The organism is Corynebacterium faecium (assembly GCF_027257105.1).
GTDB classification, from domain to species: domain Bacteria; phylum Actinomycetota; class Actinomycetes; order Mycobacteriales; family Mycobacteriaceae; genus Corynebacterium; species Corynebacterium lehmanniae.
In genome coordinates, this window is record NZ_JAPYJX010000008.1 from 136,661 (window position 1) to 161,785 (window position 25,125).

Below are 25,125 nucleotides of genomic sequence, written 5' to 3' on the forward strand. Positions count from 1 at the left end.
AAAACCCCCAGGCTTACGCCCGGTGCGCACCCCCGCGCTTGGCGCGAGCCCGGCGCGCAGTAAAGCGGCCCTCATCCACCGTGACTTCGATGGGCTGGTGGTAGGCGCGCGAGACGTTTTCGGAGGTCAGCACGTCGTCGATAAGCCCCTGGGCGACCACCTCTCCCTCGTCCAACAGCATGGCGTGGGTGAAGCCCGCCGGGATCTCCTCTAAGTGGTGGGTGATCATGACAATCGCCGGTGCGTCCGGGTCCATGGCCAGATCGCCCAGGTAGGCCAGCAGGTCCTCGCGCCCGCCCAGGTCCATGCCTGCGGCCGGCTCGTCCAGGATCAGAAGCTCCGGGTTGGTCATCACCGCGCGCGCGACCAGCACGCGCTTCTTCTCGCCGTCGGACAGCGTGCCCCAAGTGCGGTCAATCAGGTGGATCGCGCCGACCTGCTCGAGCACCTCGAGGGCTTGCTCGTAATCCATCTCGTCGTAGTCCTCGCGCCAGCGCCCCAAAATGGCGTAGCCGGCGGAGACGACCAGGTCGCCCACCTTCTCGTTGTCCGGCACGCGCTGCGCCACCGCGGACGACGTCACGCCGATCGCCGCGCGCAGGTCGCGCATGTCGGTGGCGCCGACGCGCTCGCCGATGATGAACACGGTGCCCTTGGAAGGGAACTCCTGGGCCGAGGCCATGCGGATCAGGGTGGTCTTGCCGGCGCCGTTGGGGCCGATGACCACCCACCGCTCGTCCAGCTCAACCTGCCATGTCACGGGGCCCACCAGGGTGTTGCCGCCGCGGATGAACTCCACGTCGCGCATGTCCACCAGCAGGTCCGGATCTGTCACCAATTCCTCACTCGCATTCACGCATCCATCTTTACCTATTTCGGCCCGCGTGTGTGGGAGGCCCGCGCTACCCTGGCTAATGGAATGCAGGCAGGTTGAGAGGGTCTGAAAAATGGTTGCTCGCTTTGGCATCGACGATGTGCGCCCCCAAGTTTCCGGTCGCACGTTGCCCGCGAAGGCGGTGGTCGGCGAGGTAGTGCCTATCTCGGCGCTGGTGTGGCGCGAGGGCCACGACGCCATCGCGGCGACGCTGGTGCTGGTCTCGCCGTCCGGCGAGCAGTTCTCGGTGCCGATGCACCAGGAGGTCTACCGCCCGGATTACGTCCACGGCATCTTCATCCCCCGCGAGAAGGGGCTGTGGCGCTACCGCGTGGACGCGTGGAGCGACGTGATGGCCACGTGGCGCAACGCGGTGGAGAAGAAGCTCGCCGCGGGACAGACGGAGAAAGAACTGGCCAACGACATCGCCCATGGCGCGGACCTGTTCGCTGCGGCCATCGCCCAGACCCCCTCGCCGCAGGTGCTGGAGAACGCGCGCACATTGCTTCTCGACGACACGCTGCCGCTCGCCGACCGCATCGCGCCCTGCGTCTCGCAGGAAGTGCGCGACGTGTTGGCCGAGTACCCGCTGCGCGAGCTTGTCACACGCGGACCCGTGGCCGATATCCTGGTGGAGCGCCGCGAGGCGCTGGTGAACTCCTGGTACGAGCTGTTCCCCCGCTCCACCGGCGGCGTGGACGCGATGGGCAACCCCGTCCACGGCACGTGGGAAACCACCGCGGCGCAGCTGCAGCGCGTGGCCGACATGGGCTTCGACACCGTGTACTTCCCGCCGATCCACCCCATCGGCGAGGTCAACCGCAAGGGCCGCAACAACACGCTGACCCCCGAAGACGGCGACGTCGGCTCGCCGTGGGCGATCGGCTCCAAGCACGGCGGCCACGACGCCTTCGACCCGAACTTAGGCGGCGAGGACGAGTTCTTGGACATGATGGACCACGCCAACGAGCTGGGCCTGGAAATCGCCCTCGACTTCGCGCTGCAGGCAGCCCCCGACCACCCGTGGGCGAAAGAGCACCCGGAGTTTTTCACCGTCCTGGCCGACGGCACGATTGCTTACGCCGAAAACCCGCCCAAGAAGTACCAGGACATCTACCCGCTCAACTTCGACAACGCCCCGGAGAAGCTCTACGCGGAGATCTACCGCGTGCTCATGTACTGGGTGGACCTGGGTGTGACCACCTTCCGCGTGGACAACCCCCACACCAAGCCGGTGGATTTCTGGCACTGGCTGATTGCGAAGGTGCACGAGACCGACCCGGACGTGATCTTCCTCGCGGAGGCGTTCACCCGCCCGCCGCGCATGTACGGGCTGTCCAAGGCCGGGTTCTCGCAGTCCTACACCCACTTCACGTGGAAGACCACGAAGGCGGAGCTGACCGATTTCGCACAGCTGCTCGTGGACGTCGCCGACGTCTCCCGCCCCAACCTCTTCGTCAACACCCCCGACATCCTGCACGCCACGCTGCAGCAGGGCGGCCCGGCGGCGTTCGCGCTGCGCGCCACCCTGGCCGCCACCATGAGCCCGCTGTGGGGTGTCTACTCCGGCTACGAGCTCTACGAGGACCGCCCCATGGCCGCAGGCAGCGAGGAGTACCACGACAGCGAGAAGTACCAGCTGCGCCACCGCGACTTCGCCGCCGCGCTGGAAAAGGGAGCCTCGCTTGAGCCGTACCTCACGCTGCTCAACACCATCCGCCGCGACAACCCGGCGCTGCAGCAGCTGCGCCAGATCCGCTTCCACGACATCGCCAACGACAACATCATCGCCTACTCCAAGGTCGACGCGGAGACCGGCAACGCGGTGCTCGTGGTGGTCAACCTGGATCCCTCCTCCACCCAGGAGGGCATGCTGCGTGTCGACGCCTCCGCGGTCGGCCTCAACGACGGCGAAACCTTCGAGGTGCACGACCAGATCACCGGCGAGCGCTACACCTGGACCACCGCCGAGACCGGCAACTTCATCCGCCTCGCACCCGAGAAGAACGTCGCGCATATTTTCCGGTTGCCGGAGGTGCCTTCGGTTCGTCGAGAAGCACTTGCGTACCGTCAGATCTCAGACCACGACTACCGTCCCTAAGGAAGCTCATGAACACCGACCTGCTCATCCCCGAAGGCGACCGCCAGCGCCTCATCGAGTGCAAGCACCACGCGCCCCACGATTTCTACGGCTGGCACCGCGTGGGCGCAGGATCCGTCGTGCGCACCCGCTTCCTCGGCGCCGAGCGCGTGGAGCTGCTCATCCACAACGGCGCCCGCGCCATGGAGCTCATCGGCGACGACATCTGGGCAATCTCGCTTGACGACGAGCACGCGCCCGACTACCGCTTCCGCGTCACCTACCCGGGTGCCGAACCGCGCATTGTGGCGGACGCGTACCACTTCCTGCCCACCCTGGGCTCGCTGGACCTGCACTTGATCAACGAGGGCCGCCACGAACGCCTCTGGGAGGTCCTCGGCGCGAACGTGCGCTCCTACGAGACCTCCCTGGGCGAGGTCAGCGGCACCTCCTTTGCCGTGTGGGCGCCGAACGCCCAGGGCGTGGCCGTCATCGGCGACTTCTGCGGGTGGAACCCCAACCAGTACCCCATGCGCTCATTGGGTGCCTCCGGTGTGTGGGAGGTCTTCATCCCGGGCATCGGCGACGGCGCCACCTACAAGTACGCCATCCAGACCGCCGACGGCACCCGCGTGGACAAGGCCGACCCGCTGGCTAAGCGGACACTCACCCCGCCGGAGACCGTCTCCGTGGTGGCCGCGCCGAGCGAGTTCGAGTGGACCGACGAAGAGTGGATCAACGCGCGCGCCGGCATCGACCCCACCAACTCCGCTATGAGCGTCTACGAGTGCCACATCGGCTCCTGGAAGCAGGGCTCCAACTACGCCCAGCTGACCGAGGAGCTCGTGCCCTACCTGGTGGAAAACGGCTTCACCCACGTGGAATTCCTGCCCGTGGCGGAGCACCCCTTCGGCGGCTCCTGGGGCTACCAGGTCACCGGCTACTACGCCCCGACCGCGCGCTGGGGCAGCCCGGACGAGTTCCGCAAACTCGTGGACACGCTGCACGCCAACGGCATCGGCGTGCTGGTGGACTGGGTGCCGGCCCACTTCCCCAAAGACGACTTCGCGCTCGCGCGTTTCGACGGCACCGCGCTCTACGAGCACCCCGACTGGCGCCGCGGCGAGCAGAAAGACTGGGGCACCTATGTCTTCGACTTCGGCCGCCGCGAAGTGCGCAACTTCCTGGTGGCTAACGCCCTGTACTGGTGCGAGGAGTTCCACCTGGACGGCCTGCGCGTGGACGCCGTGGCCTCCATGCTCTACCTGGACTACTCCCGCGAACCCGGCGAGTGGCTGCCCAACCAGTACGGCGGCCGCGAGCACTGGGAGGCGGTGCAGTTCCTCCAGGAAATGAACGCCACCGTGCACCGCGAGCACCCCGGCGTGCTCACCATCGCCGAGGAATCCACCGCCTGGCCGGGCGTGACCGCGCAGACCGACGCCGACGGACTCGGCTTTTCGCTGAAGTGGAACATGGGCTGGATGAACGACACCTTGGAGTACTTCTCCCTGGATCCCATCCACCGCTCCTACCACCACAACGAGATCACGTTCTCGCTGGTCTACGCGTTCTCCGAGCGCTACGTGCTGCCCTTTAGCCACGACGAAGTGGTCCACGGGAAGGGCTCGCTGTGGACTCGCATGCCCGGCGACGACTGGAACAAGGCCGCGGGCCTTCGCGCCCTGTACGGCTACATGTTCTCGCACCCCGGCAAGCAGCTGTTGTTCATGGGCTGCGAGTGGGGCCAGACCACCGAGTGGGACGAGGCCCACTCCGTCAACTGGGACAACATTGCCGATAGCTGGGGCCACGGCTACCACCGCGGCATCCAGCGCCTCGTGCGCGACTTAAACCGCGTCTACCGCGACACCCCGGCGCTGTACTCGCAGGACAACACCCCGATGGGCTTCCAGTGGGTCAAGGGCGACGACGCCGCGAACAACATCCTCGCCTACATCCGCTGGGGCGTGGACGCCACCCCGGTGCTCGCCGTGGTGAACCTCTCCGGTGCCTCCCAGCCCAACTACCGCCTCGGGCTTCCCGAGGCCGGCGAGTGGGAGCTTTTGGTCAACACCGACGACGCCGTCTACGGCGGCGCCGGCAACGACCTGCCGCAGGTGCTTCACACCGAGCCGACCGAGTGGGACCGCTTCGAGCAGTCCGCCGAGCTGCACGTGCCGGCGATGAGCGCGCAGTACTACATCCTGCGCCGCTAGAACAGGGCGCTGGCGAGCCGGGTGCGCGCCGCGATCACGCGCGGATCACCCGGCTCCAAAAGCGTCAGCAGCTCCAGCAGCCGCTCCTTGGCGCGCGGCTCGGCCTTGACGTGCTCCAGCAGGCGGTCGAAGGCCGCCTCAGGCTGGCCTGCCACAAACTCCTTGTCCGCGAGCCACAGCAGCTTCTCGACGTCACCCTCCGGCTCCCCCTGCCCCTGCACCCTCTTGAGCACGGCCACGGTCGCTTTCGCCTGCTTGATGTCGGCGTTGGTTGGGTCGTCCGCGAGGATCTCGTCGTAGACCGCCGTGGCGGCGTCGAAGTCGCCGGCGTTGAGCGCCTCCGTGGCGCGGTCCAGGCGGGGGTCCTCGGTGTCCTCGGCGGGCGTGGTGTCGTCGGCAAGCCCCTGCAACTGCGGGCCCACCTGGCTGACCAAAGCGCCAACCCACTGCTCGAGCTCGTCCGCCGGCTGGTTGCCCTCGAAGTTGGCCACCGGCCGCCCGCCCGCGAGCGCGACCACCGTAGGCAGCACGCGCACGCCCATTGCTTGGGCGACCTGCGGGGTGGCGTCCGCATCCAGGTAGCCGACCAAGAAGGCGCGCTGGCCCGCCGCCAACTTCTCAAACTGGGCCTTCAAGCTCTCCGAATCTGGGCTGCGCGGCGTGCCGATGAGCAGCACCACGGGAATCTGCATGGAGCGCTCGAAGATGTCCTTTTCAACGTTGGCCTCGGTGACCGTGATGAACGGCTCGAAGCCGCCCTGCGCCTCGTCGTTGCGGTCCGCGAGCGCTCCCAGGTCGATCGCGCCGCCGGTGAACTGCGGGTTGGTCATGTTACGCCTCCAAGTGCTTGTTCAGGGATTCCACTTTCTGCTGCAGCATGTTCTCGTAGCCGGGGCGGATATCCGCCTTGACCACCAGCGACACGCGCGGGGAGACCTCCTCCACCGCCTGCGTCGCCCGTTTGATCACGTCCATGACCTCGTCCCACTCCCCCTCAATGGTGGTGAACATCGCCGTGGTCTCGTGCGGCAGGCCCGACTCGCGGACCACCTTCACCGCCCGGGCGACAACGTCGGACATCTCCGCGTTGGAATTTTCGGTCATGGTCGGTGCCACAGAAAACGCTGCAATCATGCAGCCAATCCTAGCGCCGCTGCCAGCAGTGCTTGTGCCAGTGTCTCCGGTCGTCCGCGCCCCGGCCGGTATCGCGCGGCCACGCCACCACGTGCGCCACCCCGGGTGGGATGTTCTGGTTGCAGCCCGGGCAGATGTAGTACTTCGTCGCAGCCGCCGACCCGATCTGGCGGACCTTGAAGATCTCCCCGTTGGTCCAGCTCGGCCCCTCCATCTCCTGGGTGCCGATGAACGTGGAGCCGTCTTTGGGCAGCACGTACCGCGGCGCCTGATACTGGCGACGGTTCCTGCGCGGCATCAGAACAGGCGCAGCTCCGCGGACTCGATGCCGCGCAGCTCGTCGTAGTCCAGGGTCACGCACTCGAAGCCGCGGTCGCCCGCGAGCGTGCGCGCCTGCGGCTTGATCTCCTGCGCTGCAAACACGCCGCGCACCGGGCGCAGCAGGTCGTCGCGGTTGAGCAGCTCCACGTAGCGGCTGAGCTGCTCCACGCCGTCGATGCCGCCGCGGCGTTTCACCTCCACCGCCAGCGTGCCTCCGTCAGGGTCGCGCGCAAGGATGTCCACCGGCCCGATCGCGGTCGGGTACTCCCGGCGCACCAGGGTCACGCCGTCGCCGAGCGTGGTGATGTGCTCCGCCAGAAGCTCCTGCAGGTGGGACTCCACGCCGTCTTTGACCAGCCCCGGATCCTGGCCGAGCTCCTTCGTTTCATCCAGCACAACCTCGGAGACCGTGATGCGAAGCTGCTCGCCCTTCGGGTTCTCCACGATCCAGAGTTCTTCGCCGGTGTCCTCGCCGTCCACGTCCACCACGTGCTCCACCCGGGTGGTGCACGGCGGCGTCATCCAGTTCAGCGGCTTGTAGGCGCGGTCGTCCGCGTGGATGGACACAGACCCGTCCGCCTTGATCAGAATCAAACGCATCGCCTCCGGCAGGTGCGCATCCAGGCGGCCGACGTAATCCACGGAGCAACGGGCTATGACTAGACGCATGCCTGTCAGGGTACAGCCGCCCTTAACGCTGGTTTGCATCGCGCTGCGCGCGCTGGGCCAGCGAACGCACGTCGATACGCTCCTGGCGCACATCCGGTGCCGCCTCCACCCACGACACCAGCCCCATCTCCGTGTGGCGGTCCGCCGCGAACTCGAAATCGCCCTGCGGGCCAGTAAAGCGGAGGACGTGACCGATCTCCGGCATGAACTCGCGTTCGCCCTCGGTCACGTCCCTGAACCCCTCGAACTCCACCCCGCGGCGATCCAGCTCCACGTCGTGGTGGAACGTCAGCGAGCGCAGCTTGAAAAACAGCAGCCGCTCGCCGTCGTAGCGCAGCACGCCATGCCGCCAGCCGTGGATCCCCTCAGCCGGCAGCTCGCGCATCATCGCCCGCGCGCCGGAGTTGCGCACCATGGCAAAGCGCCACCCCGCGGCCGCTGCGAGGACTACCAGGACTAGCGCTGCAACACTTGCGACGACCATCATCCCGGCCCAACCTCCTCGACCACGCTGGATAGACATTTGCCAGTGATCATATCGCACAAATGCGAAACACCCCCTCCCGGTTTCCCGGGAAGGGGTGCGTTCGTGGCGGTCGGCGTCTATGCCTTCCTTGCCAGAGACTTTTACTGGCTCTGGCGGCGAACCGCGGCGAGCTCCGCCTCGGAACGTGCCTTGACAACGCGGTCCTCGTCGTGGAGGTGGGACTCCGCGTCAGCGGTGTCAACCTCGTCGGCGAAGATCGCGTAGTCGGCCAAGATGGTCACCTTGTCGCCCACAACGGACAGGAACCCACCCTGGACGGCGGCGACGATGCGCTCGCCGTCGGTCGGGCGGATGGTCACCACACCGTTGTCCTTGAGCTGGCCAAGGAGCGGCTCGTGGCCAGGAAGGATGCCGATCTCACCCTCCGTGGTCTGGGCGGTGACGATGCTTGCCTGGCCTTTCCAGAGCATGCGGTCGACCGCGACCAGTTGAGCGGTAAGTTCAGCCATCTTCTACCCTCCTACGCCTGCAGCTTCTTGTACGCAGCCTCGACGTCGTCCAGACCGCCAAGGCCGTTGAAGGCCTGCTCCGGGTAGTGGTCGAACTCGCCCTCGCAGAGACGGTCGAACGCGTCGATCGTCTCCTCGAGCGGCACGTAGGAGCCCTCGTCGCCGGTGAACTTCTTTGCGACGAAGAAGTTCTGGCCCAGGAAGCGCTGGATCTTACGCGCGCGCTGCACGGTGATCTTGTCTTCCTCGGACAGCTCATCCATACCGAGGATGGCGATGATGTCCTGCAGCTCCTTGTTCTTCTGCAGGATACCGATCACCTTCTGCGCGACCGCGTAGTGGCGCTCGCCGACGATGCCCGGCTCGAGGATACGAGACGTGGAGGTCAGCGGGTCCACGGCCGGGTAGATGCCCTTCGACGCGATCGAACGGGAAAGCTCGGTGGTCGCGTCGAGGTGGGCGAAGGTGGTGGCCGGAGCCGGGTCGGTGTAGTCGTCCGCCGGCACGTAGACGGCCTGCAGCGACGTAATCGAACGGCCCTTGGTCGAGGTAATGCGCTCCTGGAGCACACCCATCTCGTCGGCCAGGGTCGGCTGGTAGCCCACGGCGGAAGGCATGCGGCCCAGCAGGGTCGACACCTCGGAGCCCGCCTGGGTGAAGCGGAAGATGTTGTCGATGAACAGCAGCACGTCCTGGTTCTGCACATCGCGGAAGTACTCCGCCATGGTCAGGCCGGACAGGGCCACGCGCATACGGACCCCCGGCGGCTCATCCATCTGGCCGAAGACAAGCGCGGTATCCGGCAGCACGCCCATGTCCTCCATCTCGAGGAACAGGTCGGTGCCCTCACGGGTGCGCTCGCCGACGCCGGCGAAGACCGAGGTACCGGAGAACTCGCGTGCAATACGCGTAATCATCTCCTGGATCAGCACGGTCTTGCCCACACCAGCGCCACCGAACAGGCCGATCTTGCCGCCCTTGACGTACGGGGTGAGCAGGTCGATGACCTTAATACCGGTCTCCAGGATCTCGGTCTTACCCTCGAGGTCCTTGAACGCCGGCGGCTCGCGGTGGATGCCCCAGCGCTCGCCGTTCTCGCCCACCGACGGGTCGTCCAGGCACTGGCCGAGCGCGTTGAACACGTGGCCCTTCACCTGGTCGCCCACCGGCACGGAGATCGGGTTGCCGGAGTCTGCCACCTTAGCGCCGCGGACGAGGCCGTCGGTCGGCGCCATAGCGATGGTGCGCACGAGGTTGTCGCCCAGGAACTGGGCGACCTCGAGCACGATGGTCTTGGACATCTCGCCGAGGTCGATGTCGACCTCGAGCGCGTTGTACAGAGCGGGCAGCTCGCCACGCGGGAACTCCACGTCGACGACTGCGCCGATGACGCGCACGACACGGCCGTTCTCAGAACCGCGCGGGTTCTGAGTGTTCTCGACCTGAGCCGGTGCGGTGTCGGTCTCAGAAGCCGCACCCGCCAGCTCGTCGTTGCGCTCATCAAAAGAGTGAGCAGTAGTCATGATTTAGTCACTTTCTCCACTACCGGACAGCGCGCCAGCGCCGCCGATAATCTCGGTGATTTCCTGGGTGATCTTTGCCTGACGGGCTTGGTTAGCTTCACGGGACAGGTCGTTAGCCAGCTCCGTAGCATTATCCGTCGCGTTCTTCATAGCCGTGCGGCGCGATGCCGACTCCGCTGCAGCGGACTCCAGGAAGATCGAGTAGAGCAACCTGGAGACGTACACCGGAAGCAGTTCTTCCATCAGCGTGTCAGCGTCGGGCTCGAAGCTCATGTCCGGGCCCACCTCGCCGGAGGTGGTCAGCATGTCCTGCTGCTCGTACTTGAACTCCTCCAGCACCGGCTCAATCGGCAGGAGCTGGGTGACCCGGGCCTCCTGCGACAGCATGGAGACGAACTCGGTGTAGACGACCTGCACGACGTCGAAGCCGCGCACGGATGCACCTTCGGCACCGTCGACACGCAGCGGCACCGAGCCTTCGGAGCCTGCCATGTAGCCGTCGATGATCTGGTGGCGCACGCCGTGGGTGTCATCCCACGACGGCTGCTGCGAGAACCCGGTCCAAGAACCTTCAACGTCCATGTCGCGGAACCTGAAGTGCGTGACACCCTTGTTGCCGGTGACGTAGCGCACTACCTCGTACCCGGCATCGGTGAGCATGCGCTCCAGCTGCGCGGCCTTCTTCAGGACGTTGTGGTTGTAACCGCCGGCCATACCGCGGTCAGAAGTGACCACGAGGATTGCCGCGACCCGGCCGTTCTCACGCTCGTGGAGCATGGGGTGGGCCAGGGAGCTCGCGGACGCGAGGCGTTCCATGACGTCTTTCAGCTCGTCGGCGTACGGCTTAGCCGCCTCGACGCGCTGCTGGGCCTTGGTGATCTGCGCGGTGGCGATCAGCTCCTGGGCCTTCGTAATCTTCTTCGTTGAGTTGACGGACCTGATGCGGTCGCGCAATTCGCGAAGCGTTGCCATGGTGTTTCCTCCCTTCCTTTATGTAGTAGTCCTAGTCGCGTTGCACGCGCACTAGGAGCGGCTGACGTTGAGCTGGTTCTTGGCCACGTGCTTGGAGTCGAGCGGCTCCGCCTCGGCCTCGCGGACGATGCGCTCGCCGGAGGAAGCCTGGAAGTTACGCGCCAGGTCCTCGTTGATGCGCAGGATCGCGGCCTGAGAGTCGTCGTCAAGCTGCTTGCCGCCCGCAATCTGGTCGTAGACCTGCGGTGCGTTGGCGCGGATGGCCTCGTGCAGCTCTTCCTCGTAGCGGCGGACATCCTCGACGGGAACGACGTCGAAAACGCCCTCGTTCGCGGACCAGATCGAGATTATCTGGTACTCGACTGCCTGCGGAGAGTTCTCGGACTGCTTCAGCAGCTCCACCAGACGCTGGCCGCGCTCGAGCTGCTTCTTGGAAGCGGCGTCGAGGTCGGACGCGAAGGCCGCGAAGGCCTCCAGGTCGCGGTATGCGGCGAGGTCAAGACGGAGGTTACCGGCAACCTTCTTCATGCCCTTGGTCTGCGCGGCGCCACCGACACGGGACACGGAGATGCCCACGTCGATAGCCGGGCGCACGCCCTGGTTGAAGAGGTCAGACTGCAGGAAGACCTGGCCGTCGGTAATCGAGATGACGTTGGTCGGAATGAAGGCGCCCACGTCGTTCGCCTTCGTCTCGATGATCGGCAGCGCGGTCAGGGAGCCGGCACCGAGCTCGTCGTTGAGCTTGGCGGCACGCTCCAGCAGGCGGGAGTGCAGGTAGAACACATCGCCCGGGTATGCCTCGCGGCCCGGCGGGCGGCGCAGCAGCAGGGAGATGGCACGGTATGCCTCGGCCTGCTTGGTCAGGTCATCGTAGATCACCAGGACGTGCTTGCCCTGGTACATCCAGTGCTGGCCCAGGGCGGCGCCGGAGAACGGTGCCAGCCACTTGAAGCCTGCGGAGTCGGATGCCGGAGCCGCCACGATGGTGGTGTACTCCAGTGCGCCGTTGTCCTCCAGAGTCTGGCGCACACCGGCGATGGTGGAGCCCTTCTGGCCGACGGCGACGTAGATGCAGCGCACCTGCTTCGACGGGTCACCGGTCTCCCAGAATTCCTTCTGGTTGAGGATGGTGTCGATGCAGACTGCGGTCTTGCCGGTCTTGCGGTCGCCAATGATGAGCTGACGCTGGCCGCGGCCGATCGGCGTCATGGCGTCGATCGCCTTGAGGCCGGTCTGCAGCGGCTCCTCGACCGGCTGGCGGTCGAGCACGCTTGCGGCCTGGAGCTCCAAGGCACGCTCTTCGTTGGACTCGATGGGGCCCAGGCCGTCAATCGGCTGGCCCAGGGGGTTGATCACGCGGCCGAGGAAGTTCTCGCCGACCGGGATCGAGAGAACCTCGCCCGTCCGCTTGACTTCGTCGCCCTCGGAAAGGGTCTCAAAATTACCCAGCACCACGACACCGATGGAATCGGTCTCGAGGTTCTGTGCGACGCCGATGACGCCGTTCGGGAACTCGAGCAGCTCGTTCGTCATGCAACCTGGCAGCCCGGAAACCTGGGCAATACCATCTGCAGCCGAAGTCACCACGCCGACCTCCTCACGGGAGGCCTCCGCGGAGTAGCTCGAGGTGTAGTTCGCTATCGCGCTACGGATCTCATCGGAGGAGATCGTCAGCTCCGCCATGTTCTTCCTGCTCTCGGTAGTTTCTTCCAGCATGTTGTTTTCTATTTGGTCGCCTGGGCCGCCATGTCGGTGCGCAGGCGGTTAATCTTCCCGCGCGTCGAACCGTCGATGACCTCATCGCCCACACGGACAACCATTCCGCCGAGGAGGCTGGGGTCAACCTCAGAGTGGATGGCCATCTCGCGACCGTAAATCTGCTCCAGCTTGCGGGCCAGTGCATCGCGCTGGGTGTCGCTGAGTGCCTCAGCGGCCTTCACGCGTGCGACAGCCTTGCCACGCAGCTCCGCGACGCCCGCGGCCAGCTCGGCCAAGTCGTCGACGGGGTTGTGGTTGGGGCGGCCGATAACCTGCAATGCCAGTGCCTCGGTGAACATCGTCACCTTGCCGTAAATCACGCTAGCCAACAGTCCGCGCTTCTGCGCCGGGGTCGCGGTGCGGTCGGAGAGCAGCTGGGTCAGCTCCTTCTCCCCTTCGAGCAGCGTGGAGAGCTGGTACAGCTCGTTTTCCACCTGCTCCAGCTGGCCCTGCTCCTTGGCACCCAGCTCCAGCGCATGACGGCCGAGGTTGACCAGACCGGCGCGGAACTCGCGCGGGGTCGACCACTCCTGCTGCGCCGCAGCGGTGAGGATGTTCAGGGTGGGCTCCGCAACCTTGTTGCCGAAGACGTCGCGAATTATGCCCTCGCGCTGCGAGGACTCCAGCGACGTGTCGGCCACGGCGATACGCAGCGCGCGCTCGGTGTCGAGCTGGTCCACGGTGAGGAACAGCTCGGTACCGATCTGCGCAGCCACGGCGACGGAATTGTCGGCGTTCCGGATCAGCTCCTCGAGCTTGCCCGTAACGTGCGACTGTGCTTCGCGACTAGCTGCCTTCATCTCGCCTACTTCCTCGTCGACACGTGGTCGAGCTCGCTCAGGAACTCGTCGATCGTGTTCGAGCGGCGGGTCGAATCCGACAGCTCGGTGCCCAGCAGACGCTCAGCCAGCGAGATGGAGTTCTGGCCCATCTCGTTGCGCAGCTCAGCGACAACCTGCTCGCGGGAGGCCTGCAGCTGCTTCTCACCGGACTCGATGATGCGGCGGGCCTCTTCCTCGGCGCGGGCACGAGACTCAGCCTCGATTTCCTTGCCGCGGGTGCGGGCGGCTTCACGGATCTCAGCGGCCTCGTGGCGCGCCTCCGCAAGCTCGGCGTTGTTCTTCTCCAGGGCAGCCTTGGCTTCTTTCTGGGCGACCTCAGCACGCTCGATGCCACCCTTGATTCGGTCTTCGCGCTCCGCCAGCACTTCCTGGAACTTCGGAATGACGTACTTCGCAAAAAGTAGGCCGACGATGATGAAAACGACAAGAGACCAAACCACGTCGTACGCTGCCGGCAGAAGAATGGAAGGTTCCTTCTCCAGCGGCAGCTTCTCGCTGGCCTCTGCGGCAGCGAGGAATGCAGTGACGTCAGTCATTGGTTGCTCCTGATCTAAAAATGTACGGGTTACTCGTTCGTGTTTTTAGAACAGGAAGCCGGCGACGAGGCCGATCAGGGCAAGCGCCTCAACGAAGGCGATACCCAGGAACATGGTGGTGCGCAGCTGGCCAGCCATCTCCGGCTGGCGAGCCATGCCCTCGACGGTCTTGCCGACGAGCATGCCGATGCCGATGCCCGGGCCGATGGTTGCGAGGCCGTAGCCGATGGTGCCGAGACCCTCGTAGCGGTTCACGGTCTCCGCTGCCTGAGCAAGAATGATGTCGTTCATGTGAAAGTCGTTCCCTTTCTAGGTGCTCCCCCGCGGGGTGCGGGTGAGCGAGTGACAGATGGTGGGGTTATTCAGTTGGCCGTGTGGTCGCGCTTTGTTAGTGCGCATCCGCGTGCAGCGACAGCTCGATGTACACCGCAGTCAGCAGAGCGAAGATGTACGCCTGCAGGAAGATGATGATCAACTCGTATGCGGTGAACAGCAGCGCTGCGATGAGGGTCAGGCCACTCACTGCCGTCCATGCGTTCAGCTGCCAGAAGAAGAAGTTCGTGGCGGAGTACAGCAGGACGAGAATGATGTGGCCAGCCAGGAAGTTCGCCATAAGACGAAGAGCCAGGGTGACCGGACGCAGAATAAACGTCGAGAAGAACTCGATCGGCACCACCAGAAGGTGGAGCAGCGGCGGAAGGCCGGGAATCACGGTCGAGTGCTTGAAGTATGCGATGCCGTAGCGCTTCACGCCGGCGTAAATCATCGCGATGTAGGCCGCAACCGCCATGACGATCGGCATGCCGATACGTGCGTTAGGCGAGATGTTCAGGCCCGGGATGATCGTTGCGACGTTCATGAACAGCGTGGTGAAGAAGATGGTGCACAGCAGCGGCAGGAACCGCTTGCCGTCCTTCTTCCCCAGCGTGTCCTCCGCGATATGCACGCGGACGAAATCGACACCGATCTCGGCGACATTCTGCAAGCCCTTGGGAACCAGCTTCGGGTTCCGGAAGGCAATAACAAAGAGGAGCACCAAAATCGCCGCCATGAACAGGCGGACGAGCATGATGCGATCGAGTGCGAACCACCCATTAGCGAAGTCTTCGCCAATGAGCTGGCCGTACGTCTGCCCCGGGAAAAATTCTGGACCAAGCGAAGGTGCGTGGAATTCACCCTTCATGGCCAAAGTTGTAACGCTCAGCGTTCTCTCCCGTTCTCGGGCCGCGCTCCGATGCGCTCGGTGCGCGGTGCGATGGACGTCTTCAACAAAGACTGCCTCCGCGGCGGACTCCGTCGCACATCTGCTTCCGCGGGGGCAGGGGATGTCGTTCTTACGCCGGTTTCCCCTGCTTACGAGGGTTAATATCGACTCGGAACAAACCCAGCGGTAATCCTAACAGGCCGTCCGCGCAAAGTAGGTTTTACCTGTGTAGTTGTCCCCCCGACGCACCACCCCAACCCACGAAACCGGGCAACTACCCAGCTCGGACGCTTTTCCGCCCTGCTGTTAGGTCTGTCACAGCTTGCGCGTACCTCTAATCCAGGTAGGTGGTGCGGGTGGTGATCAAGCCCCAGGTTTCGGCACCCAGAGCGACAACTAGGGCCACCATCGTGGTGATGCCGAACGCCTGGTGGTCGTAGAAGTCGAAGCCGCGGATCCACAGGAAAAACAGCACCAGCACACCCATCTTGAGCAGCCAGCCGCCGAGCACGATCGCCATCGTGGCATTCGGGGTGGAGTTCGAGGTGGCCAACACGGTTGCGGCGGTGAGCAGCACGAAGCTTCCGCCCACTGCGACGCCCATCAGCGCGGCCCAGATGCCGGGCAGGTCGCGGGCGGCGCCCCACCCCATCAGCGCGACCACAGTGAGCACCACGAGCGCCCAGCTGGCCACCTTCAGCGCGCGCACGAGAGGCTTGCGGTGGTCGGTCATGGCGTTAGCGTCGTTGACTTCAAGCGGTTTCACGCTGCGTCATCCTACCTGCCGGGCCGATCTTTCCCTTGGCCAAGGGCACCAGCGTGAGCAAAAACGCAACCAGCAGCGCCGCCACGCTTAACGACGCCGCGATTTTGAACGGCACCACGGAAAAGCTCACTGCACCGAAGGCGACGGCGGAGACCCACATGTAGAGCACCAGCACGGTGCGGCGGTGCGTGTGCCCGAGCCGAAGTAGGCGGTGGTGGATGTGCCCTGCGTCCGCGGCAAACGGGCTCTGCCCGCGCGCGGTGCGGCGGATCACGGCCCACACCAGGTCCAGCACTGGCAGCGCGATCGCGGCCAGCACAACGATGATCGGGCTGACCAGCGCCACTAGGTCGGCGGCGCCGTAGAGCGACATGTTGATCTTGCCGGATGCCGAAATCGACGCCGCGGCGAGCAGCAGCCCGATCAGCATCGCCCCGGAGTCGCCCATGAAGATGCGCGCGGGCTCGAAGTTGTGGGGCAAAAATCCCGCGCAGATCCCCACCAGGATCGCGCAGATGATCGCCGGCGGGTAGGCGGAGACCGCTCCGCCTTGGTCGTGGAGCACCGCCAGCGAGTAGATCAGGATCGCAGAGCCCGCGATCATGCCCAGCCCGGCGGCGAGCCCGTCGATGCCGTCGACGAAGTTCACTGCGTTGATGAGCAGCACCGTAAACAGCGCGCTCAAGACCATGCCCTGGGCTTGATCCAGGATGAGCGTGGTGCCTTCCCCGAACGGCAGATAGAACACGGTGAAGATAATGCCCAGCGCGGTCATGATGATCGCGGCGGCGAACTGCCCGATTAGCTTGGTCAGCGCGCGCAGCTCGTACAGGTCGTCCACCACGCCGACGAGCACGATGGCGAGCCCGCCCACCAGTACCGCAGTCATTTCCGGGGTGACGGGGGCGAACCCGCGTGTCAGCGCCGGCAACTGCTGCGCGAGCCCGTAGGCCGCCAAGAAGCCCGTGAACATCGCCAGCCCGCCTAGCGACGGGGTCGGCTGCGTGTGCACGTCGCGCTGGCGGATCTCCGCCACCCTGCCCGTGCGCACGAGCATGGACCGCACCGGCCCGGTGGCCAGGTACGTGACTGCGGCCGCCACGAGCAGGACAAGTCCCAGCTCACGCAGCGGAACACCGGAGGCGTTCATCGGCGGCTACTTCCTCCGCAAGCTCTCCGGGTCAAGCCCTAAGACCTGACCAATGCGTTCGGCGGAGATCGCCCCCTCGCGCAAGATCCGCGGCACGGGCCCGGAAATGTCGATGATTGTGGACGGCTCCCCGATCTCCGCCGTGCCCCCGTCGAGGTAGATGGGCACCGCGTCGCCGAACTGCTGCCGCGCCTCGGCGGCGGTGGTCGCCGGCGGGTTGCCGGAGATGTTGGCGGAGGACACGGCCATCGGCCCGGTCTCCTGCAAAAGCTCGAGTGCCAGCGGCTGGTTCGGCATACGCAGCAGCACGGTGCCGCGCGTGTCGCCCAGGTTCCACGGCAGGCTGGGTGCCTCGGGCACGACGATGGACAACCCACCCGGCCAAAACGCCTCAACCAGCGTCTTGGCGGTTTCGGTGAATTCGCGCACGAGCCCCTGGATGGTCACCCAGGAGCCCACCAGCACCGGCACCGGCATGTCGGGCCCGCGGCGTTTGGTGGCCAGAAGTGTTTCCACGGCGTCGTTGTTGAACGCGTCGCAGCCGATGCCGTACACGGTGTCCGTCGGCAGCACGACGCAGCGGCCGGCCCGGACGGCGTCGGCGGCCGCGCGCACGCCTTCGATGCGCTTCTGCGGGTCGAGGCAGTCGTACGTTTCCCTCAATGTTCGCTCCTTGGCCGTCGGGCAGTTACCGGGCTAGCTTACTCGCCGTGACAAACCGAGCCCGCCCAGTCATGTCCTCCAGCGGGCGCACGTCCGCGAAACCGCCGGCGCGCAGCTCGGCCTGCACAGCCTCGGAGGTGGTGTCGTCGTGCTCGATGCCCACCGCTCCCCCATCTTTGAGCATTTGCTTGACGACGGGCACGAGCCCGCGAATCGCCGCCATCCCGTCTGCGCCCGAAAACACTGCCTCGTGCGGGTCCGCGTAGACCTCCGCCTGTAACTGAAGCGTCTCCGGCACATACGGCGGGTTGGACACCACCACGTCCGCGCCGATCCCGGCGAGCAGCTCCGGGTCGGTCATGTCCCCCGCCACCACCTTGACCTGGGGCGCTTGTTTTTCGACGTTGCGCTGCAGATAAGCGCGCGCGGTCTCCGAGCGTTCCACCGCGTAGACGATCGCATCCGGCCTGTCGCGGGCCACCGCTATGGCTAAGGCTCCGGTGCCGGACCCGAGGTCGACGACGGTGGGAGCCGGAGGTGCGTCGATAAGCTTCCGCACCGCCCACTCGGCGAGGACCTCTGTTTCGGGCCGGGGGATGAACACGCCGGGGCCGACGGCGAGGTCGACGCCGTAAAACGGCGCGGTGCCGGTGATGTGCTGCAGCGGCTCGCGCCCGGCGCGGCGGTCGACGAGCTCGGTGTAGCGCCCGCCGAAGTCCGCCGGCGCATCGGCGAACATGAGCTGCATCGGCGCGACGCCGAGCACGTGCGCGGCAAGCAGGCGCGCATCCACCTCAGGCGAGTCGACGCCCGCCTCGCGCAGCGTGTTTGTGGCGCTCGCGATCTGGGAGCGGACGCTACTCTGCTTCAAGACGCTCCTGGCGCTCGTGGGTCTGCAGCGCCGTGATGAGGTCGTCCATGTTGCCGTCCAGCACCGAATCCAGGTTGTTGGACTTGTAGTTGATGCGGTGGTCCGAGATGCGGTTCTCCGGCCAGTTGTAGGTGCGGATGCGCTCGGAGCGGTCCATGGTGCGCACCTGGGACGCGCGGCCCTCGGCCTCCTCCGCCTCCTGCTTCTCGCGCTCGAGCTGGTCCAAGCGGGCCTGCAGCACCTGCATGGCACGGGCGCGGTTCTGGATCTGCGAGCGCTCGTTCTGGCAGGTCACCACAATGCCGGTGGGCAGGTGGGTGATGCGCACGGCCGAGTCGGTGGTGTTCACGCCCTGGCCGCCCTTGCCGGAGGAGCGGTACACGTCGACGCGCAGATCCTTCTCGTCGATGTTGACGCTTTCAATCTCGTCGGCTTCCGGGAAGACGTACACGCCGGCGGCAGAGGTCTGGATGCGGCCCTGGGACTCGGTGACGGGAATGCGCTGCACGCGGTGCACGCCGCCCTCGAACTTCAGCTTGGACCAGGCGCCGTCGCGCGACGGGTTCTTGGACTTGACCGCGACGGTCATGTCCTTCACGCCGCCCAGATCGGATTCTGCGACGTCGAGGACCTCCCAGGTCAGGGCGTGCTTCTCGCAGTACTTCTGGTACATGCGCGCCAGGTCGCCGGCGAACAACGCGGCTTCCTCGCCGCCGGCGCCAGCCTTGAGCTCCATGATGATGTCGTCGCCGTCGTGCTCGTCGCGCGGCGCGAGCAGGTCGGCCAGCTCCTCCTCCAGGCGGACAATCTCGCCCTCGAGGCGCTTGGCCTCCTCGGCGAACTCCTTGTCCTCGTTGGCCATCTCGGCGGCGGCCTCGTGGTCCTCCTGCGCCTGGGTCAGGTCGTTGTAGACGTTGATAATCGGTTGCAGCTCCGCGTAGCGCTTGGACAGCTTGCGGAACTGGTCCTGGTCGCCCGCGACCTCCGGGTCGCCCATCTGGGCCTGGATGCCCTGGTATTCGGCCACGTAGTCGTCGACAAGCGAAACCTGCGTCTTGTCTGCCATTAGGAGTAGTCCTCCTCCATCTCGGTCTGCGCCATCGGTGCAGAGTTGGCCACGCCGATGAGGAACTCGCCGTTGGTCTTCGTCTTCTTCAGCTGCTTGATCAGCATGTCAATGGACTGCTGCGGATCCAGAGCGGAGAGGATGCGGCGCAGCTTGTGCATCACGCGCGCCTCCTCCGGGCTCATCAACAGCTCGTCCTTGCGGGTGCCGGACGGGTTGACGTCCACAGCCGGGAACACGCGGCGCTCCGCGATCTTGCGGTCCAGCTTGAGCTCGGCGTTGCCGGTGCCCTTGAACTCCTCGAAGATCACCGTGTCGCCGGCCGAGCCGGTCTCCACCATCGCGGTGGCGATGATCGTCAGCGAGCCGCCCTCCTCGATGTTGCGGGCGGCGCCCAGGAAACGCTTCGGCGGGTACAGCGCGTTGGAGTCCACACCACCGGAGAGGATGCGGCCGGACGCCGGGGATGAGTTGTTGTACGCGCGGCCCAGTCGGGTGATGGAATCCAGCAGGACCACCACGTCCTGGCCCATCTCCACCAGGCGCTTCGCGCGCTCGATTGCGAGCTCGGCCACGGCGGTGTGCTCTGACGGCGGGCGGTCGAACGTGGAGGCAATCACCTCGCCGTTGACGCTGCGCTGCATGTCCGTGACTTCCTCCGGACGCTCGTCCACCAGCACCACCATGAGGTAGCACTCCGGGTTGTTGGTGGCGATCGCGTTGGCGATGTTCTGCAGAATCGTCGTCTTACCGGCCTTCGGCGGGGAGACGATCAACGCGCGCTGACCCTTACCAATCGGCATGACCAGGTCGATCACGCGGGTGGTGAGGATCTTCGGCTCAGTTTCCAGACGCAGACGGCGGTTCGGGTACAGCGGGGTGAGCTTGTGGAACTCCTTGCGCGCCTTCGCCGCCTCCGTGGTCTGGCCGTTGATGGAATCCACGCGCACGACCTGGTTGTAGCTGCGGCGGTTGCGGCCGTTGCCCTGCGAGTGGGACTGGCCGTTCGCGCGCACCTGCGCCGTCACCGCGTCGCCGGAACGCAGTCCGGACTGGCGCACCAGCTTCTGCGGCACGTAGACGTCCGCGTTGGACTGGCGGTAGCCGGTGGTGCGGATGAACGCGGAGCCATTGTCCTGCACGTCCGCGATACCCGCGACATCCTGCAGGTCCTCCGGGTTGAAGTTCTGGTTGTCGTTGTTGTTGCCGTTGTTTCCGTTGTTGCCGCCGCCGTTGTTGTGGTCCCGGTTGCGGTTACGGTTGCGGCGCCCGCGACGGCCCCGGCGTCCCCCGCCGTGGTGGTCGTCGTTGTTGTTTCCGCCGTGGTTGTTGTTGCCGCCGTGGTTGTTGCGGCCGCCGCGGTCGTTGTTGCCGCGCTCCTGGTTGCCGTCCTGCTCGTCGCGGTTGTCCTGCTCGTCCCGGTTGTCCCGGTTTTCGCCGCCCTGCTGCTCGTCGTGCTGCGAGCGCGCGCGGTTGCGGCGGGCGCGGCGTGCCGCGGAGCGCGACGCCCCGCGGGACTCGTCGTCGTCGCCAGGCTGCTGCTTCTCAGCTGGCTCGGCCGGCTTCTCAGCCTTCTCCGCTTTCTCCACCGGCTTCTCGGCGGCGCCGTCCTTGCGCGGCACCTGCCCGGTGACGATGGCCTGGATGAGTTCCCCCTTGCGGAGCCCAGAGATCCCCTTGAGTCCCTTCTCGGCGGCGAGCTTGCGCAGCTCCGGAATCTTCATTGCGGCGAGGTCGGCCGCGGTGCCGGTTTCGGTCACGTGTTTCCTTTCGTCGCTAAGCCAGCTGCTTATTCGCGCAGATATTCGCGTTTGCATGCACCGGTAGCGGTCGTGTGCGGTCTTACGGATCCCGCGGGCCCGGGGAAACGTTCCTCCCGGTTGCTCCGCCAACACCCTCGACCGGAAAAGTTCCGGGACGGGTGCAATTCGCACGATCCACGCAGAAGTGTAGCGCATAGAAGGCCCTGCGCTAATCAGGCCCGCGCTAACATGGCCTGCATGCTTTCAACGATGCAGGAGGTGCCGTTCTCCGTCGCCAGGATTTTGGAGTTCGGCACCACCGCCCACGCCAACACGAAGTGCACGACGTGGCGCGCATCCGGCGCGGAGGAGACTACGTTCGCCGAGATTGGCGCGCGCGCCGCGGCCTTTGCGCACGCGCTGCACAGCGACCTCGGCATTGACGGCGACCAGCGCGTGTCCACGCTGCTGTACAACTGCGCGGAGCACATCGAGGTCATGTTCGCCGTCGCCGCGAAAGGCGCGGTGTTCAACCCGTTGAACGTGCAGCTCATGGCGGATCAGATCGCGTACGTGGTCAACCACTCCGAGTCCGAGGTTGTTGTCGCGGACCCTCGCCTGGCGGAGAAGCTGGGCACGATCTTGCGAGACTGCCCCACCGTGCGCGCTGTGGCGTTCACAGGCATCGCCCCGCTCGACGACGCAGCTTCGCACCTCCCCGATTCAGTCCAGGTGTACAGCTACGAGCAGCTTCTCGACGGCCGGCCCACGTCCTACCCATGGCCCGAACTGCCGGAAAACACCGCCGCAGCGCTGGTGTACTCCACCGCCACCACCGGCGCCCCGAAGGGCGTGGCGTATTCGCACCGCTCCCTGTGGTTGGAGGCCACGGGCCTGCGCGCCACAGACTCGTTGGCCGTGACACACGGCGAGACGTTTTTGTGCTGCATCCCCATCTACCACGTGCTCAGCTGGGGCGTGCCGCTCGCCGCGTTTCTGGCCGGCACTCCACTGGTGCTGCCGGATTCGGACATGTCCGCGCCCACCCTGGCCAAGCTCATCGCCGGCACCCACCCTCGCGTGGCGCACGGCGTGCCCACCCTGTGGATCCAGCTGATGGTGCATTACCTGCATAACCCGCCCGAGCGCATGAGCCTGCAGGAGATCTTCGTCGGCGGCTCCCCCGCCCCGCCCGCACTGATCAAGGTGTGGGAGGAGCGCTACGGCGTGGACGTCGTGCACGTGTGGGGCATGACCGAGACGTCCACCGTCGGCACCGTGGCGCGGCCGCCGTCGGGCGCGTCGGGTGAGGCCCGCTGGGCCTACCGCGTCTCCCAGGGCCGCTTCGCCCCCACCCTGCAGTACCGCGTGGTCAACGACGGCCAAGTCATGGCGCCCACCGACCTCACCCAGGGCGAGATCCAGGTCCGCGGCAACATGGTCGCCGCCAGCTACTACCACTCGCCCACCCAGGAGCCCGGCGAGATCGCCTCGCGCTTCCGCGGCGAAGATGTCGACGACGAGCGCGAGCACTTCACCGCCGACGGCTGGCTACGCACCGGCGACGTGGGCACCGTGACCAACGCCGGCTTCCTCACGCTCTACGACCGCGCCCGCGACGTCATCCGCTCCGGCGGCGAATGGATTTACTCCGCCCAGGTGGAGAACCTGATCATGGAGTCCGAAGAAGTCATCGAGTGCGCCGTCATCGGCATTCCCGACGACAAGTGGGGCGAGCGCCCCCTCGCGGTGACCAAGCTGACCGCCGAGGTCGCCCCCACCGCGGAGACCGCCGCCCGCCTGCGCGCCGGGCTCGCCGACGTGCTGCCGAAGTGGATGGCGCCCGAATACTGGACGTTCGTGGACTCCATCGACAAGACGTCCGTGGGCAAGTTCGACAAGAAGGACCTGCGCAAGCACCTCGCCAAAGACGAGTTCGACATCATCGCCTTGCCCGGCCCCGGCAGCCGGCCGAAGGCGACGTCGTAAAGCGAAAAGTCACGGTACGATGGAGGGGCATGACAGCAAAGCCAAGCATTTTCTCCAGTCCATCCCGCTACGTGCAGGGCAAAGATGCCATCCACGAGCTGGGCAAGTACCTGAAGCAGCTCGGCGAGAACCCGCTGCTGCTTTCCGACGACACGGTGTGGGGCCTCGTCGAACAGTCCCTCACCGACGGGTTTGAAAAGGAAGGCCTCCCGGTCAACCGCGTCAAGTTCGAAGGTTTCGCAACCGCCGAGCGTGTCGACGACACGGTCAAGCTGATCAAGGACAATAACTACGACGTGGTGGTCGGCCTCGGCGGCGGCTCCGCCATCGACTCCGCGAAGGCCGCCGGCTTCGAGGCGGACATCCGCTGGGCTTCGGTGCCCACCGCGGCGTCTTCCGACGCTCCGACTTCCACGCTTTCGGTGATCTACACCGAGGACGGCGCCTTCGACGAATACCGCTTCTTCCCCCGCAACCCCGACTTGGTGCTCATCGACACCCAGCTGGTCGCCGGCGCCCCGGAGCAGTTCCTCGTCGCTGGCATCGGCGACGCCATGGCTACCTGGGTGGAGGCACGCGCGACCGCAAGGGGCAACGGCACCACCATGAACGGCGGCCACCCCACTCGCGCAGGCGCTGCTCTTGCAGAGCTGTGCGCTGACATTCTGCGCAAGGACTCCTTCGCCGCCCTCGATGCGGTTCGCGCAGGCGTAGTCACCCCGGCGCTTGACGCCGTGGTGGAGGCGAACACCCTGCTGTCCGGCCTCGGCTTCGAGTCCGGCGGCTTGGCCGCGGCCCACGCCATCCACGACGGCCTGTCCGCCGCCGAGCAAACCCACGGCCTCTCCCACGGCGAGAAGGTCAACATCGGCACTCTCGCCCAGCTGATCATGGAGGGCGCCGACTCCGAGGAGATCGAAGACTTCATCGAGTTCACCACCAAGGTCGGTCTGCCTACCACGCTGACTGAGGTGGGCCTGTCCCCCGAGGACACCGACGTCCTCGAGGCTGTTGCCAAGGCCGCGACCGCCGAAGAGGAGACCATCCACAACATGCCGTTCCCGGTCGAGCCGGCCCAGGTTGTCGAGGCGCTGATCACCCTCGAGCACACCGCCCGCCGCGTCCGCGAAGAGCGCGGCCTGCCGGAACCGAAGAAGTACGAGGCGAAGCACTAAGCTCGCGCGATCCGGGGCCGCACGATGCTGTCGTGCGGCCCCTTTTTATGCCCGTTTTTATGCCTGTTTCCGCAATTGCAGAACGTTCGGACACAACCGGACATATCGAACATACCCCCGTTTTCCATTTTCCATTTTCCATTCTGCAGTTGCGGAACGATCGGACACAATCGGACATTTCCCTAAATGTGCACTTGAGATGGTTCCGCAATTGCAGGATCCGCCCCCAGATGTCCACTAAAATAAACACAAAAATCCTTTATATCGAACATTTTTGCGTTTACGCTCGACGCCAAACAGCAACCGCCAAACCATCCCCGGGGGACCTGCCATGACAGCAGCCATCGAAACCAAGCGCACATCTCTGCTTATCGACGAGCTAAAGCACCACCACCGCAATTCCCACTTCCACCGCGCCGAAATGCTTAACGCCCTCGGCCAACTCGATGAAGCCGACATCGCCTCCCAGTGAGGTGAGACATCCACCGCCACCTGGCTCAAACGCGAGCTCAACCTTGCCACGGCCACGGCTTACGAATACGTCCACGTCTCCCGGGGTCTTCGCAGATTCCGCC

General features: G+C 65.7%; 25 protein-coding genes. 5 read left to right on the plus strand and 20 right to left on the minus strand.

The genetic code is table 11. The annotated features are described in order from the left end of the window. Positions 1 to 13 precede the first annotated feature (13 nt). The gene (locus tag O5O53_RS10260) at positions 14 to 808 is read right to left on the minus strand and encodes an ABC transporter ATP-binding protein (RefSeq protein ID WP_194989535.1); all 795 of its coding nucleotides are present in this window, start codon (positions 806 to 808) and stop codon (positions 14 to 16) included. 139 nt (positions 809 to 947) lie between these two features. Here O5O53_RS10260 and O5O53_RS10265 point away from each other — a divergent pair, with 139 nt between their 5' ends. Both O5O53_RS10265 and glgB read left to right on the plus strand, forming a co-directional pair. Next, positions 948 to 2,975, plus strand: a complete 2,028-nt coding sequence (locus O5O53_RS10265; RefSeq protein ID WP_269511864.1) for a maltotransferase domain-containing protein — start codon at positions 948 to 950, stop codon at positions 2,973 to 2,975. A gap of 8 nt (positions 2,976 to 2,983) precedes the next feature. Beyond that, positions 2,984 to 5,173, plus strand: a complete 2,190-nt coding sequence (gene glgB, locus O5O53_RS10270) for a 1,4-alpha-glucan branching protein GlgB (RefSeq protein ID WP_269511866.1) — start codon at positions 2,984 to 2,986, stop codon at positions 5,171 to 5,173. Here glgB and O5O53_RS10275 read toward each other — a convergent pair. From O5O53_RS10275 to rho, 19 genes are all read right to left on the minus strand, one after another. Continuing rightward, a complete protein-coding gene (locus tag O5O53_RS10275) occupies positions 5,170 to 6,003 on the minus strand; it encodes a tetratricopeptide repeat protein (protein ID WP_269511867.1) in 834 nt (277 codons plus the stop codon). The two genes, glgB and O5O53_RS10275, sit on opposite strands and share 4 nt — an antisense overlap. Before the next feature lies 1 nt (position 6,004). Next, positions 6,005 to 6,307: an MTH1187 family thiamine-binding protein gene (locus O5O53_RS10280; protein WP_034999836.1), complete on the minus strand. Its 303-nt coding sequence runs from the start codon at positions 6,305 to 6,307 to the stop codon at positions 6,005 to 6,007. Positions 6,308 to 6,317: 10 nt separating this feature from the next. Next, positions 6,318 to 6,605 (minus strand): Rv1322 family protein, encoded by a 288-nt coding sequence (locus O5O53_RS10285; RefSeq protein ID WP_269511868.1) that lies wholly within the window; start codon positions 6,603 to 6,605, stop codon positions 6,318 to 6,320. Further along, positions 6,605 to 7,297, minus strand: coding sequence for an endonuclease NucS (gene nucS / locus O5O53_RS10290; protein WP_269511869.1), 693 nt, complete (start codon positions 7,295 to 7,297; stop codon positions 6,605 to 6,607). Before nucS ends, O5O53_RS10285 begins: the two co-directional genes overlap by 1 nt. Positions 7,298 to 7,319: 22 nt before the next feature. After that, complete coding sequence (locus O5O53_RS10295; RefSeq protein ID WP_070474850.1) at positions 7,320 to 7,784, minus strand: DUF2550 domain-containing protein; 465 nt, start codon at positions 7,782 to 7,784, stop codon at positions 7,320 to 7,322. 140 nt (positions 7,785 to 7,924) lie between these two features. Further along, complete coding sequence (locus O5O53_RS10300) at positions 7,925 to 8,293, minus strand: F0F1 ATP synthase subunit epsilon (protein ID WP_194989527.1); 369 nt, start codon at positions 8,291 to 8,293, stop codon at positions 7,925 to 7,927. Positions 8,294 to 8,304: 11 nt separating this feature from the next. Beyond that, positions 8,305 to 9,816, minus strand: a complete 1,512-nt coding sequence (gene atpD, locus O5O53_RS10305) for a F0F1 ATP synthase subunit beta (protein ID WP_236883397.1) — start codon at positions 9,814 to 9,816, stop codon at positions 8,305 to 8,307. A 3-nt stretch (positions 9,817 to 9,819) separates the two neighbouring features. Next, the gene (locus O5O53_RS10310) at positions 9,820 to 10,788 is read right to left on the minus strand and encodes a F0F1 ATP synthase subunit gamma (RefSeq protein ID WP_269511871.1); all 969 of its coding nucleotides are present in this window, start codon (positions 10,786 to 10,788) and stop codon (positions 9,820 to 9,822) included. A gap of 51 nt (positions 10,789 to 10,839) precedes the next feature. Beyond that, positions 10,840 to 12,504 carry a F0F1 ATP synthase subunit alpha gene (atpA, locus tag O5O53_RS10315; RefSeq protein ID WP_269511872.1) on the minus strand — a complete coding sequence of 555 codons (1,665 nt, stop codon included), beginning with the start codon at positions 12,502 to 12,504 and terminating at the stop codon, positions 10,840 to 10,842. A gap of 8 nt (positions 12,505 to 12,512) precedes the next feature. Then, positions 12,513 to 13,346: a F0F1 ATP synthase subunit delta gene (locus tag O5O53_RS10320; protein WP_239356190.1), complete on the minus strand. Its 834-nt coding sequence runs from the start codon at positions 13,344 to 13,346 to the stop codon at positions 12,513 to 12,515. 5 nt (positions 13,347 to 13,351) lie between these two features. Then, a complete protein-coding gene (locus O5O53_RS10325; RefSeq protein WP_269511873.1) occupies positions 13,352 to 13,924 on the minus strand; it encodes a F0F1 ATP synthase subunit B in 573 nt (190 codons plus the stop codon). 45 nt (positions 13,925 to 13,969) lie between these two features. Beyond that, complete coding sequence (locus O5O53_RS10330) at positions 13,970 to 14,215, minus strand: ATP synthase F0 subunit C (protein WP_034999811.1); 246 nt, start codon at positions 14,213 to 14,215, stop codon at positions 13,970 to 13,972. A 97-nt stretch (positions 14,216 to 14,312) separates the two neighbouring features. Beyond that, positions 14,313 to 15,107: a F0F1 ATP synthase subunit A gene (gene atpB / locus O5O53_RS10335; RefSeq protein ID WP_181888242.1), complete on the minus strand. Its 795-nt coding sequence runs from the start codon at positions 15,105 to 15,107 to the stop codon at positions 14,313 to 14,315. Positions 15,108 to 15,462: 355 nt separating this feature from the next. Then, positions 15,463 to 15,861 carry a Cg1360 family ATP-synthase-associated protein gene (locus O5O53_RS10340; RefSeq protein ID WP_269511890.1) on the minus strand — a complete coding sequence of 133 codons (399 nt, stop codon included), beginning with the start codon at positions 15,859 to 15,861 and terminating at the stop codon, positions 15,463 to 15,465. Between the two features lie 19 nt (positions 15,862 to 15,880). Further along, complete coding sequence (locus O5O53_RS10345; RefSeq protein ID WP_269511874.1) at positions 15,881 to 17,044, minus strand: MraY family glycosyltransferase; 1,164 nt, start codon at positions 17,042 to 17,044, stop codon at positions 15,881 to 15,883. A 6-nt stretch (positions 17,045 to 17,050) separates the two neighbouring features. After that, on the minus strand, positions 17,051 to 17,707 hold the full coding sequence (locus O5O53_RS10350; protein ID WP_239356187.1) for an L-threonylcarbamoyladenylate synthase: 657 nt from the start codon (positions 17,705 to 17,707) through the stop codon (positions 17,051 to 17,053). Between the two features lie 25 nt (positions 17,708 to 17,732). Beyond that, a complete protein-coding gene (gene prmC / locus O5O53_RS10355; protein WP_269511875.1) occupies positions 17,733 to 18,578 on the minus strand; it encodes a peptide chain release factor N(5)-glutamine methyltransferase in 846 nt (281 codons plus the stop codon). After that, complete coding sequence (gene prfA / locus O5O53_RS10360; RefSeq protein WP_181888238.1) at positions 18,565 to 19,644, minus strand: peptide chain release factor 1; 1,080 nt, start codon at positions 19,642 to 19,644, stop codon at positions 18,565 to 18,567. The genes prmC and prfA overlap by 14 nt, the downstream gene beginning before the upstream one ends. After that, complete coding sequence (gene rho / locus O5O53_RS10365) at positions 19,644 to 21,368, minus strand: transcription termination factor Rho (RefSeq protein WP_437177857.1); 1,725 nt, start codon at positions 21,366 to 21,368, stop codon at positions 19,644 to 19,646. The genes prfA and rho overlap by 1 nt, the downstream gene beginning before the upstream one ends. A 276-nt stretch (positions 21,369 to 21,644) precedes the next feature. Here rho and O5O53_RS10370 point away from each other — a divergent pair, with 276 nt between their 5' ends. The 3 genes from O5O53_RS10370 (at position 21,645) to O5O53_RS10380 (ending at position 25,022) form a co-directional block, all read left to right on the plus strand. Beyond that, positions 21,645 to 23,375, plus strand: a complete 1,731-nt coding sequence (locus tag O5O53_RS10370; RefSeq protein WP_269511877.1) for a long-chain fatty-acid--CoA ligase — start codon at positions 21,645 to 21,647, stop codon at positions 23,373 to 23,375. Positions 23,376 to 23,404: 29 nt separating this feature from the next. Further along, positions 23,405 to 24,550: a glycerol dehydrogenase gene (locus O5O53_RS10375; RefSeq protein ID WP_194989515.1), complete on the plus strand. Its 1,146-nt coding sequence runs from the start codon at positions 23,405 to 23,407 to the stop codon at positions 24,548 to 24,550. 331 nt (positions 24,551 to 24,881) lie between these two features. Beyond that, positions 24,882 to 25,022 carry a hypothetical protein gene (locus tag O5O53_RS10380; protein WP_269511878.1) on the plus strand — a complete coding sequence of 47 codons (141 nt, stop codon included), beginning with the start codon at positions 24,882 to 24,884 and terminating at the stop codon, positions 25,020 to 25,022. Positions 25,023 to 25,125: the final 103 nt, after the last annotated feature.